Raw genomic sequence first — 12,295 nt, 5'->3', positions numbered from 1 at the left:
AACCTTTGGGGGCAGTAACGTAATAAGTGCACACAAAAATGCCACTTGTAGTGACATTTTTGTGTACAGGGTGCGGAGGACGCTTAGACGGTCTTGGATTTGGCGATGATGTTCCCGGCGTGGAGCCCGCATTCTTTCTGCGTGGCTTCTTCCCACCACCAACGCCCTTCGCGTTCGTGCTGGTTTGGCAGCACCGGACGGGTGCAGGGCTCGCAGCCGATGCTGATGAAACCGCGTTCATGCAGGCTGTTGTAAGGCAGCTCCAGCATGCGGATGTAACCCCAGACTTCTTCGCTGGTCATCTGCGACAGGGGGTTGAACTTGTACAGGGTGCGTTCCGGGGTGGAAAACGCCGTGTCGATTTCCAACACCGCCACCTGGCTGCGGGTGCCGGGGCTCTGGTCGCGGCGCTGGCCGGTGGCCCAGGCGCGGACATCGGTCAGTTTGCGTCGCAGGGGCTCGATCTTGCGGATGCCGCAGCACTCGCCGTGACCGTCCTTGTAGAAGCTGAACAGGCCTTTTTCCTTCACGAAGGGTTCAAGTTTCGTGTAGTCCGGCGAAACCAGCTCGATGTCGATCTTGTAGTGCTCGCGCACCTGATCGATGAAGCGATAGGTTTCCGGGTGCAGGCGGCCGGTGTCGAGGCTGAACACCTTGACGTTCTTGTTCAGTTTCCAGGCCATGTCCACCAGCACTACGTCTTCGGCGCCGCTGAAAGATATCCACAGCTCGTCGCCGAATTCGGCGAAGGCCAGTTTGAGGATGTCCTGCGGGGACTTGTTGGCATAGGTCGTGGCGAGTTCCACGACGTCATACGATGGGCTCATCAGGGCGGTTTCCTACAGGTCGGTGGCGCTGGGCGCTCTATATAGGGCTGATGGTAACAAAAGCTGTCGGGGCTGGCGCGTTCCTGTGCGTTGCACAGGCTTCGACGAATGGCTAGAGTCGGCAAGCCTTTTGTTCGCTCAACCGATAAACATCAGAAAAAATGGGAGTGTCTTGTGGAAATTGCCTGTCTCGACCTGGAAGGTGTACTGGTCCCGGAGATCTGGATCGCCTTCGCTGAAAAAACCGGGATTGACTCCCTCAGGGCAACCACTCGGGACATTCCCGACTACGACGTGCTGATGAAGCAACGGTTGCGCATCCTCGATGAACACGGCCTCAAGCTTTCCGACATCCAGGAAGTCATCGCCACCCTCAAGCCGCTGGACGGCGCCATCGAGTTCGTCGACTGGCTGCGCGAGCGCTTCCAGGTGGTGATTCTTTCCGACACCTTCTACGAGTTTTCCCAGCCGTTGATGCGCCAGTTGGGCTTCCCGACGTTGCTCTGCCATCGCTTGATTACCGATGACAGCGGGCGGGTGACCGGCTACCAGTTGCGTCAGAAAGATCCCAAGCGTCAGTCGGTTTTGGCTTTCAAGAGCCTGTACTACCGGGTGATTGCGGCGGGGGATTCCTACAACGACACCACGATGCTGGGGGAAGCCGATGCAGGGATTCTGTTCCATGCGCCTGAAAACGTGATTCGTGAATTCCCGCAATTCCCGGCGGTGCACAGCTTTGCCGAGTTGAAGCAGGAATTCCTCAAGGCTTCGAACCGCAGCCTGAGCCTGTAACCCAACCCCTGTGGGAGCGAGCTTGCTCGCGATAGCGGTGGTTCAGCCGGCATTGGTGTCGACTGACACACTGTCATCGCGGGCAAGCCTTGCTCCCACAGGCTGGTGTGGGAGCAAGGCTTGCCCGCGATGCTTTAAAGATTCTGCAAGGTTTCCAGCAGCACCTTCACCTTGGTAATCGACTCCTGATACTCGGCCTCCCAGTCCGAGTCCGCGACAATCCCGCCGCCGCCCCAGCAGCACACCTGCCCATCCTTGACCAGCAAACTGCGGATGGCGATGGAGCTGTCCATTTCCCCGCGCACGTCCAGGTACAGCAACGAGCCGCAATACAGGCCGCGTCGGGTCGGTTCGAGTTCGTCGATGATTTGCATGGCGCGGATTTTCGGCGCGCCGGTGATCGAGCCGCCGGGAAAGCTACCAGCGATCAGGTCGAGGGCGTCTTTATCCACAGCCAACTCGCCGGTCACGCTGCTGACCAGGTGATGCACGTTCGGGTAACTTTCGAGGCTGAACAGCTCCGGCACCCGCACCGAGCCGATGCGGCACGTGCGACCCAGGTCGTTGCGCAGCAGGTCGACAATCATCAGGTTTTCCGCCCGGTCCTTGGGGCTGGCCAGCAACTCGGCGGCGTGGGCCGCGTCTTCGCTGGGTGTTGTGCCGCGGGGCCGGGTGCCCTTGATCGGCCGGGTTTCCACCTGGCCTTCGCTGACCTTGACGAAGCGCTCGGGGGACAGGCTCAGCACCGCGCCGCCATCGGGCAGGCTCTGGAAGCCGGAAAACGGCGTCGGGCACGCCTCCCGCAGCGCCTGGTACGCGGCCCAGGCATCGCCCTGGCAGGGCGCGCGAAAGCGCTGGGCAAAATTGACCTGGTAGCAGTCACCCGCCTGGATATACGCCTGGATACGCTCAAAGGCCTGTCGATAGGCTTCGGCGCTGAGGTCTGGCGCCATCGGTCCGTTAAGGCTGAACGGGGGAGCGGGAGCCGGGGTTGGCTGGCTGAACAGCGCGATCAGGCGCTGGCGTTCGCCTTCGCCACAATGGGGGTGGAACACCAGTTGGCTGGTGCCGGCCTGGTGATCGCTGACCAGCGCCCAGTCGTACACACCAAAACGCGCGTCGGGCAGTTGCAGGTCGTCCTTGGCGTGGGATGGCAGGGTTTCGAGGTGTCGGCCGAAGTCGTAGCTCAAGTAGCCGATCAGCCCTCCGGCAAAGGGCAATTGCACCGTGGCCGGCAGTACCGCGTCGCCCAGTTGTGTCAGTTGAATGCGCAGGCGTTGCAGGAAATCGCTGCCGCTCTCGTCCGGCAACACCGCCAGTTGCGCCAGCGGCCAGGCGCTGAGCAGGTCGTAACGCCCGCGCTCGGCACTCGGCCGGCCGCTGTCGAGCAGCACGCTGCCAGGGGCATGACGGATCGCCGCGAAATACTCGGCGGGGTTGGCGCGGTAGGGCAGCGGGTGTACGGAGCAGGTTGGCATGGGCGGGGCAGGTCAGCCGTTCAGGCGGGGGAGCGATTGTAATCCCTCTGTAGGATTTGCTCCTAGAGGGATGTCGGAGATGGGCACGTCTGTGGCTACCGAAGCTATTTCTGGCGAAGTTTTAATTGTGGCGAGGGGATTTATCCCCGCTGGGTTGCGAAGCAACCCCTGGACAATTGAATTCAATCTCTCTGATACACCGAGGTGTCAGGCTTTGGGGCTGCTCCGCAGCCCAGCGGGGATAAATCCCCTCGCCACAAGGGCCGCTATGTTCCAGGTCACAGGGAACGAGATCAGCCTTCAACCGGCGGAATATGCCCAAACAACGCCTGGGCAAATGCCACGCGCTCTTCCACGGTTTCGATAACGCCCCGGGCCTTGAGGTCTTCCAAGCGGGCTTCCACTGCGTGGGTGCGCAGGGTCAGGCCGCAGTCGTTGGCGATCTGGATGTTCAGCCCCGGCCGGGCGTTCAGTTCCAGGATCAACGGGCCTTTTTCCTGGTCCAGCACCATGTCGACACCGATGTAGCCCAGCCCGCACAGTTCATAGCAACCGGCGGCCAGTTTCATGAAACCGTCCCAGTAGGGCAGTTGCACGCCGTCCACCGCGTTGGTGGTGTCGGGGTGTTTGGTGATGATGTTGTTCAGCCAGGTGCCGCGCAGGGTCAGGCCGGTGGCGAGGTCGACGCCCACGCCGATGGCGCCCTGGTGCAGGTTGGCCTTGCCGCCGGACTGGCGGGTTGGCAAGCGCAGCATGGCCATCACCGGATAGCCCATCAGCACGATGATGCGGATGTCCGGAACGCCTTCGTAGCTGATGCTCTTGAAGATCTGGTCCGGCGTCACGCGGTACTCGATCAGTGCCCGGTCACGGTGTCCACCCAAGGAGTACAGGCCGGTGAGGATGCTGGAGACATGGTGCTCGATCTCCTCATGGCTGATGATCTTGCCGGACACCGTGCGATAGCGGCCTTCGAAGCGATCAGCGATGACGATGATGCCGTCACCGCCAGCGCCCTGGGCCGGCTTGATCACGAAGTCGGTGCGCCCGCCGATGATCTCGTCGAGCTTGTCGATTTCCTTCTCGGTGGAGATCACCCCGTACAGCTCCGGCACATGAATGCCGGCGGCGATGGCCCGTTCCTTGGTGATGATCTTGTCATCGACGATGGGGTACAGGCTGCGCTTGTTGTACTTGAGCACGTAGTCGGCATTACGCCGGTTGATGCCCATGATGCCCCGGGCTTCCAGGGCCTTCCAGGTCTTCCAGAAGCTGAACATCAGGAGTCTGCCTTGAGGAAGGCCTTGAACCGTACCAGCTCGGTCAGGCGGTAGCCGCGATAACGACCCATGGCCAGCATGAAGCCCACCAGGATCAGCAGGATCGCCGGGAAAGTGAACACGAAGTACACCAGTTCCGGCACGCTCATGATCAGGTGCGCCAGGGACGCGGCGAACAAGGTGCCGATGGCGACTTTCATCGCGTGGCCGGCGCCGCGTTCTTCCCAGGTGATGGACAGGCGTTCGATGGTCATGGTCAGGATCACCATCGGGAACAGCGCCACCGACAGGCCGCGTTCCAGGCCCAGCTTATGGCTGAACAGGCTGATGGCAGCGATCAGTACCACCACGAACGTCAGCACCACCGAGAGCCTCGGCAGCATTTGCAGCTTGAGGTGCTCCAGGTACGAACGCAGCGACAGGCCCAGCGTGGTGATCACCGTGAACAGGATGATGCCGAAGCCCAGTTGGGTTTCGCGGAAGGCCAGGGCGATCAGCACCGGGGTAAAGGTGCCCAGGGTCTGCAGGCCAATCAGGTTGCGCAGGATAAGGATGACCAGCACGCCGATCGGGATCATGACCATGATCATGAAGGTTTGCTGGGTCTGCAGCGGCAGGCCGTAGAGTGAGTATTCGAGGAAGTTGGCGTCGGTGTTCTCGTCCGTCAGCTTGGCCAGGCGAATGGCGTTCATTTCGCTGTTGTTCATGCTGAAGGTGACGGTGGCTTTCTTGCCGCCATCGACGGTGATCAGGTTTTCATCGCCGGTCCACCACAACAGGCGGTCGGTGGGCAGGCCCTGTTCGCCGGAGTCCGGGTTGAAATACAGCCAGTCGGTGCCGTTGAAACTGCGCAGCCACAGTTCAGGGGCCTGCGGTTGGTCGGCCACCAGGCGGATGGTGTGGACCTTTTCCACCGGCACGTGGGCGATGGACAGCACCAATTCGACGATGCGCGCCTTGTTGGCCGAGGACGGGTCGCCGGCCAGCAACAGCTTGACGTTGTCGTCGTTGGGGTTGTTGACCCGCTTGATGGCTTCGCTGATGAATGTCTCGACGTCGGCCGAATGCTGGCGGATCGGCGCGAGCAGGGCTTCGGCGGCCAGTTTCTCCGGGCCTTCGACGGCGATGCTGTCGCGGAAGGTCGGGCCTTTGACCTTGGTTTTCTCGGCGCTGTAGCGCTTGGTCAGCACCAGGCGGTAATACAGGGTCTGGTTGCCCTTGGCGCGACGGGCCGACCACGTCACCTTGCGGTTGCCGTCAACCCGGTTCACCGCCACGCCGTAATTGTTGGAAATGAAACTCTCGTTGAGGCTCACATAGTCGCGGCTCAGGGGCGGCACGAACATCTGGATCTTCACCGGATCCTTGGCGTTGGGCACGAACTCGACCTTGGCGTCGATGTTCCACAAGTCGTCGGTGGCGTCTTCGGTGACCGGGATGCCGAGCACGAAAATCTGATAGGCCGTCACCGACAGGCCCAGCACCACCAGGATGGCGATCAGCATTTTCAGATGGAGGGTAAGGGAGCGCATTGGAATTACTCTGCGGTTTGAGCGGCATTGGCGCAGGCGGGTTTGCCGGCAGCGTATTTGAGACTGGGGTCGACCAGCGCGTCGAAGCGCTTGAGCGCCTCGGAACCGATCAGCAACGGGTATTGGAAGGCGCTACGGTCGGTCAGGTTCACTTCGATGCTGCGCAGGGCCGAGCCCATGCAGATGTCCAGTTCGATGACTGGCCGGGCCGTGTATTTCTTGCCTTCTTCCGGGTCGTAGTCACCGGCGCGGCGCTTGATCTTGCTGACCCGGGCCAGCGGACGTTCGATGGGGTGCGAGTGGGCCGCGTCAATGGCCAGGTAAAAGCGCACCCAGGACTCGCCATTGCGCTTGAAGCGCTTGATGTCCCGGGCGCTGAGGGACGCGGTCTTGGCGCCGGTGTCGAGCTTGGCGGCGACCTCCAGGTCGATGCCCTGCAGGGCGGCGTATTCGTTGAGGCCGTACACGGTTTTTTCACCCGCCATGGCAAGCCCCGGCAGGCACATGAAATAAAGAACAGCGGTGAAGGGCTTGAGTGTCATAGATCCTGGTGCGCAGCGTTCCGTTTATCGGTTCAGGCCCTGGCATTACTGCACAAGCTCCCTGGGCAGCCTTCCCTATATAAAAGGAGAGCGGCAAATCGCGCGGCATTCTAGCACGGTGGTTTTCTGACGCCACCGCTGGCCGGAGGCTACGACGCATTCAAACGAGCGGTTATGTCGGGTAGGGCTATTAGACGATTGTCGACAATGTTGATTTTTGCTTTGACCTTTACGCTGCTATTGGTTAGTTTTTGCCGTATTGATTTGCAAGGTGTCGACAATATGCTCGATCAGCTCGAAACCCCGGTGATGGCCCAGGACGATTCGGAGACCCTGTCCGAGAACGTTTTCCGACGTATCCAGGCCGCCATCGTCAAAGGCGAGATCGCCCCCGGCAGCAAGATCTCCGAGCCTGAGCTGGCGCGCACCTATGGCATCAGTCGCGGGCCGCTGCGCGAGGCGATTCACCGCCTGGAAGGCCAGCGCCTGCTGGTGCGGGTGCCTCACGTCGGTGCTCGGGTGGTGTCGCTGAGCCATGCCGAGCTGCTGGAACTCTACGAAATCCGTGAATCCCTCGAAGGCATGGCCTGCCGCCTGGCGGCCGAACGTATGAGCCAGGAAGAAATCGACGAACTGCGCCGGGTGCTGGAAACCCACGAGCGCGATGCGGCGTTCCAGGCCGGTGTCGGTTATTACCAGCAGGAAGGCGATTTCGACTTTCATTACCGGATCATCCAGGGCAGCGGCAACCGCACCCTGACGCAGATGCTCTGCGGCGAGCTGTACCAACTGGTGCGCATGTACCGCATCCAGTTTTCCACCACGCCCAACCGTCCGCGCCAGGCCTTTGCCGAGCACCACCGGATTCTAGACGCCATCGCCGACCGTGACGGCGAACTGGCTGAATTATTGATGCGCCGGCATATCGGTGCGTCCAAACGCAACATTGCGCGTCATTTCCAGGACAGCGCCGCCACTGAACGAGGTGAATCATGAGTTCCAGCAAGAGCACGCCAGGCCAGCGTTTCCGCGATGCGGTCGCCAACGAGCATCCGCTGCAAGTGGTGGGCACGATCAACGCCAACCACGCGCTGCTGGCCAAACGCGCCGGTTTCAAGGCGATCTACCTGTCGGGCGGCGGTGTGGCGGCCGGCTCCCTCGGCGTGCCAGACCTGGGCATCACCGGCCTGGATGACGTGCTGACCGATGTGCGCCGTATCACCGACGTCTGCGACCTGCCGTTGCTGGTGGACGTGGACACCGGGTTCGGTTCCTCGGCGTTCAACGTGGCGCGCACGGTCAAGTCGATGATCAAGTTCGGCGCGGCGGCCATTCATATCGAAGACCAGGTCGGTGCCAAGCGTTGCGGCCATCGTCCGAACAAGGAAATCGTCTCGCAGCAAGAGATGGTCGACCGCATCAAGGCCGCCGTCGATGCCCGCACCGATGACAGTTTCGTGATCATGGCCCGTACCGATGCCCTGGCGGTGGAAGGCTTGGAGTCAGCCCTGGACCGCGCAGCTGCGTGCATCGAGGCCGGTGCCGACATGATTTTCCCGGAGGCCATCACCGAGCTTGAGATGTACAAGTTGTTCGCCAGCCGCGTGAAAGCGCCGATCCTGGCCAACATCACCGAATTCGGCGCGACCCCGCTGTACACCACCGAACAGCTGGCCGGTGCCGACGTGTCCCTGGTGCTGTACCCGTTGTCGGCCTTCCGGGCCATGAACAAGGCGGCCGAGAACGTCTACACCGCGATCCGTCGCGACGGCACACAACAGAATGTCATCGACACCATGCAGACCCGCATGGAGCTTTACGATCGCATCGACTACCACACCTTCGAGCAGAAGCTCGATGCGTTGTTCGCGGCGAAGAAGTAAGGCGCGACTCCCCTACAAATTCAAGAAAATGGAGACAGCAAATGGCCGAAGCAAAAGTACTCAGTGGCGCCGGGCTCCGCGGCCAGGTGGCCGGGCAAACCGCATTGTCCACCGTAGGCCAGTCGGGCGCCGGCCTGACCTATCGCGGCTACGACGTTCGCGACCTGGCGGCAGATGCGCAATTTGAAGAAGTGGCCTACCTGCTGCTGTACGGCGAGCTGCCGACCCAGGCACAGCTGGACGCCTACACCGGTAAACTGCGCCAGTTGCGGGACTTGCCCCAAGCTTTGAAAGAAGTGCTGGAGCGCATTCCCGCCGACGCCCACCCGATGGATGTGATGCGCACCGGCTGCTCGTTCCTGGGCAACCTGGAACCCGAGGAAGACTTTTCCGAGCAGCACGACAAGACCGACCGCCTGCTGGCCGCGTTCCCGGCCATCATGTGCTACTGGTATCGCTTCAGCCACCAAGGCCAGCGCATCGAGTGCGTGACCGACGAAGTCTCCATCGGCGGCCACTTCCTGCACCTGCTGCACGGCAAGAAGCCGAGCGAGCTGCACGTCAAGGTGATGAATGTTTCGCTGATCCTCTACGCCGAGCACGAATTCAACGCCTCGACCTTCACAGCCCGGGTCTGCGCCTCCACGCTGTCGGACCTGTTCTCTTGCATCACCGCCGCCATCGGCTCATTGCGCGGCCCGCTGCACGGCGGCGCCAACGAAGCGGCGATGGAAATGATCGAGCGCTTCAGCTCACCGCAGGAAGCCATCGAAGGCACCCTCGGCATGCTGGCGCGCAAGGACAAGATCATGGGCTTCGGTCACGCGATCTATAAGGACAACGACCCGCGCAACGAGGTGATCAAGGGCTGGTCGAAAAAACTCGCCGATGAAGTGGGCGACACGGTGCTGTTCCCGGTTTCCGAAGCCATCGACAAGACCATGTGGGAGCAGAAGAAACTGTTCCCCAACGCCGATTTCTACCATGCCTCGGCCTACCACTTCATGGGCATCCCGACCAAGCTGTTCACGCCGATCTTCGTTTGCTCGCGCCTGACCGGCTGGGCCGCCCACGTGTTCGAACAACGCGCCAACAACCGCATCATCCGACCGAGCGCCGAATACACCGGCGTCGAACAGCGCAAGTTCGTGCCAATCGAACAACGCTGAGCTGGAGGGCACTGGCGCTGCAACTGAAGGAACCGAGAACCCCTTGTGGGAGCGGGCTTGCTCGCGAAGACGGACTGACATTCACCATTGATGTCGACTGACACTCCGCATTCGCGAGCAAGCCCGCTCCCACAGGGGAATGTGTTGACTTCAATGGTTGCGCCAACCCTTCTGAAACCACCGTGACCCGAGTCCTGACGATGAACACAGAATTTCGCAAACCGCTGCCCGGCACTTCGCTGGATTATTTCGACGTTCGCGAGGCCGTGGATGCCATTCGCCCCGGCGCCTACGACGGCCTGCCGTACACCTCCCGCGTGCTGGCGGAGAACCTGGTACGTCGCTGCGACCCGGCCACGCTGGGCGCGTCGCTGCTGCAACTGATCGAGCGCAAGCGCGACCTGGACTTCCCGTGGTTCCCGGCGCGCGTGGTGTGCCATGACATCCTCGGCCAGACCGCGCTGGTGGACCTGGCCGGCCTGCGCGACGCCATCGCCTTGCAGGGCGGTGACCCGGCGCAGGTCAACCCGGTGGTGCCGACCCAACTGATCGTCGACCATTCCCTGGCGGTGGAAAGCGGTGGTTCCGATCCTCAGGCCTTCGCCAAGAACCGCGCCATCGAAGACCGGCGCAATGAAGACCGCTTCCACTTCATCAATTGGACCAAGAAGGCCTTCAAGAATGTCGACGTGATTCCGCCGGGCAACGGGATCATGCACCAGATCAACCTGGAAAAAATGTCCCCGGTGATCCAGCAGCGTGACGGCGTGGCGTTCCCCGACACCTGCGTCGGCACCGACAGCCACACGCCCCACGTCGATGCCCTGGGCGTGATCGCCATCGGCGTCGGTGGCCTGGAAGCCGAAAGCGTCATGCTCGGCCGCGCCTCGTGGATGCGCCTGCCGGAAATCATCGGCGTCGAGCTGACTGGCAAGCTGCAACCGGGCATCACCGCCACCGACATGGTGCTGGCGCTGACCGAGTTCCTGCGCAAGCAAAAAGTCGTGGGGGCGTGGCTGGAGTTTTTCGGCGAAGGCGCCAGTGCCCTGACCTTGGGCGACCGCGCGACCATTTCCAACATGGCCCCGGAATACGGTGCCACGGCAGCGATGTTCTACATCGACCAGCAAACCATCGATTACCTGAAACTCACCGGGCGCGAAGACGACCAGGTGCGACTGGTCGAGACCTACGCCAAGCAGGCCGGCCTGTGGGCCGACAAGCTCAAGGGCGCGCAATACGAGCGGGGCCTGACCTTCGACCTGTCGTCGGTGGTGCGCAACATGGCAGGTCCGAGCAACCCGCACGCCCGTGTCGCGGTGTCGGATCTGGCTGCCAAAGGCATTTCCGGGCAGTGGGACGATGTGCCGGGGCAAATGCCCGACGGTGCGGTGATCATCGCCGCCATCACCAGTTGCACCAACACCAGCAACCCGCGCAACGTGATCGCCGCCGGCCTGCTGGCGCGCAACGCCAACCGCCTGGGCCTGGTCCGCAAGCCGTGGGTCAAGTCGTCCCTGGCGCCGGGTTCGAAAACCGTGGCGCTGTACCTGGATGAAGCGGGCCTGACCAAAGAGCTGGAGCAACTGGGCTTCGGCGTGGTGGCGTTCGCCTGCACCACCTGCAACGGCATGTCCGGCGCGCTGGACCCGGTGATCCAACAGGAAATCATCGACCGCGACCTGTACGCCACCGCCGTGTTGTCGGGCAACCGCAACTTCGACGGGCGCATTCACCCGTACGCCAAGCAGGCATTCCTCGCCTCGCCACCGCTGGTGGTCGCTTATGCCATCGCCGGGACCATCCGCTTCGACATCGAGAAGGATGTACTGGGCATGGTGGACGGTCGGGAAATCCGTCTCAAGGACATCTGGCCGAGCGACGAAGAAATCGACGCGGTGGTCAAGGCCTCGGTGAAACCGGAGCAGTTCCGCCAGGTGTACATCCCGATGTTCGCCATCCAGGAAGACACCGGGCCGAAAGTGACGCCGCTGTACGACTGGCGCCCACAAAGCACCTACATCCGCCGTCCGCCGTATTGGGAAGGCGCGCTGGCCGGTGCGCGGCCGCTCAAGGGCATGCGCCCGCTGGCGGTGCTGCCGGACAACATCACCACCGATCACCTGTCGCCGTCCAACGCCATCATGCTGGACAGTGCCGCCGGCGAATACCTGGCGAAAATGGGCCTGCCGGAAGAGGACTTCAACTCCTACGCGACCCACCGCGGCGACCACCTGACCGCGCAACGCGCCACCTTCGCCAACCCGAAACTGTTCAACGAAATGGTCCAGGAAAACGGCAAGGTCAAGCAGGGCTCCCTGGCCCGGGTCGAACCGGAAGGCAAGGTCATGCGCATGTGGGAAGCCATCGAGACCTACATGGAGCGCAAGCAGCCGCTGATCATCATTGCCGGCGCCGACTACGGCCAGGGATCGTCGCGGGACTGGGCGGCCAAGGGCGTGCGCCTGGCCGGTGTCGAGGCGATCGCCGCCGAGGGTTTCGAGCGTATCCACCGCACCAACCTGGTGGGCATGGGCGTGTTGCCGCTGGAGTTCAAGCCCGGCACCGATCGCAAGACCCTGGGCATCGACGGCAGCGAAATCTATGACGTGATCGGCGAGCGCACCCCGCGGGCGACGCTGATTCTGGTCATCACTCGCAAGAACGGCGAGCGCGTCGAAGTGCCAGTGACCTGCCGCCTCGATACCGCTGAAGAAGTGTCGATCTATGAAGCCGGGGGCGTGCTGCAACGCTTTGCCCAGGACTTCCTTGAATCGGCGGTTGCCGTCTAA

The 12,295-nt window shown here is 62.1% G+C and carries 10 protein-coding genes; 5 read left to right on the top strand and 5 right to left on the bottom strand.

From position 1 onward, the window contains the following. Positions 1–83: 83 nt before the first annotated feature. Positions 84–827, bottom strand: a complete 744-nt coding sequence (locus HU749_RS20850; protein WP_186651348.1) for a phosphoadenylyl-sulfate reductase — start codon at positions 825–827, stop codon at positions 84–86. A 174-nt stretch (positions 828–1,001) separates the two neighbouring features. Between HU749_RS20850 and thrH the strand changes: the two genes are divergently transcribed. Further along, a complete protein-coding gene (thrH, locus tag HU749_RS20845) occupies positions 1,002–1,619 on the top strand; it encodes a bifunctional phosphoserine phosphatase/homoserine phosphotransferase ThrH (RefSeq protein ID WP_186651350.1) in 618 nt (205 codons plus the stop codon). A gap of 134 nt (positions 1,620–1,753) precedes the next feature. Here the strand turns inward: thrH and pabB are convergent, their stop codons facing one another. From pabB to rloA, 4 genes are all read right to left on the bottom strand, one after another. Beyond that, positions 1,754–3,097 (bottom strand): aminodeoxychorismate synthase component I, encoded by a 1,344-nt coding sequence (pabB, locus tag HU749_RS20840; protein ID WP_186651352.1) that lies wholly within the window; start codon positions 3,095–3,097, stop codon positions 1,754–1,756. Positions 3,098–3,390: 293 nt separating this feature from the next. Then, entirely contained in the window at positions 3,391–4,377 is a 987-nt protein-coding gene (locus HU749_RS20835; RefSeq protein ID WP_186651354.1) for an alpha-L-glutamate ligase-like protein, read from the bottom strand. Next, positions 4,377–5,909 carry an osmotic stress tolerance membrane protein RloB gene (gene rloB / locus HU749_RS20830; RefSeq protein WP_041476054.1) on the bottom strand — a complete coding sequence of 511 codons (1,533 nt, stop codon included), beginning with the start codon at positions 5,907–5,909 and terminating at the stop codon, positions 4,377–4,379. Before rloB ends, HU749_RS20835 begins: the two co-directional genes overlap by 1 nt. 5 nt (positions 5,910–5,914) lie before the next feature. Next, positions 5,915–6,451: a retropepsin-like aspartic peptidase RloA gene (gene rloA / locus HU749_RS20825; RefSeq protein ID WP_046065800.1), complete on the bottom strand. Its 537-nt coding sequence runs from the start codon at positions 6,449–6,451 to the stop codon at positions 5,915–5,917. Between the two features lie 282 nt (positions 6,452–6,733). On the opposite strand from rloA, the gene HU749_RS20820 reads away from it, so the two are divergent. The 4 genes from HU749_RS20820 (at position 6,734) to acnD (ending at position 12,295) form a co-directional block, all read left to right on the top strand. Next, positions 6,734–7,447, top strand: coding sequence for a GntR family transcriptional regulator (locus HU749_RS20820; RefSeq protein WP_186651356.1), 714 nt, complete (start codon positions 6,734–6,736; stop codon positions 7,445–7,447). Next, complete coding sequence (gene prpB / locus HU749_RS20815; protein WP_046065801.1) at positions 7,444–8,334, top strand: methylisocitrate lyase; 891 nt, start codon at positions 7,444–7,446, stop codon at positions 8,332–8,334. The genes HU749_RS20820 and prpB overlap by 4 nt, the downstream gene beginning before the upstream one ends. Before the next feature lie 41 nt (positions 8,335–8,375). Continuing rightward, positions 8,376–9,503 (top strand): bifunctional 2-methylcitrate synthase/citrate synthase, encoded by a 1,128-nt coding sequence (gene prpC / locus HU749_RS20810; protein ID WP_014339418.1) that lies wholly within the window; start codon positions 8,376–8,378, stop codon positions 9,501–9,503. 200 nt (positions 9,504–9,703) lie between these two features. After that, positions 9,704–12,295: a Fe/S-dependent 2-methylisocitrate dehydratase AcnD gene (gene acnD / locus HU749_RS20805; RefSeq protein WP_046065802.1), complete on the top strand. Its 2,592-nt coding sequence runs from the start codon at positions 9,704–9,706 to the stop codon at positions 12,293–12,295.

Origin of the sequence: Pseudomonas ogarae, assembly GCF_014268695.2 — a bacterium.
Lineage (GTDB): Bacteria > Pseudomonadota > Gammaproteobacteria > Pseudomonadales > Pseudomonadaceae > Aquipseudomonas > Aquipseudomonas kilonensis.
The sequence above is the reverse complement of the archived record's forward strand: the minus strand, read 5'-3'. Positions and strand labels throughout refer to the sequence as shown.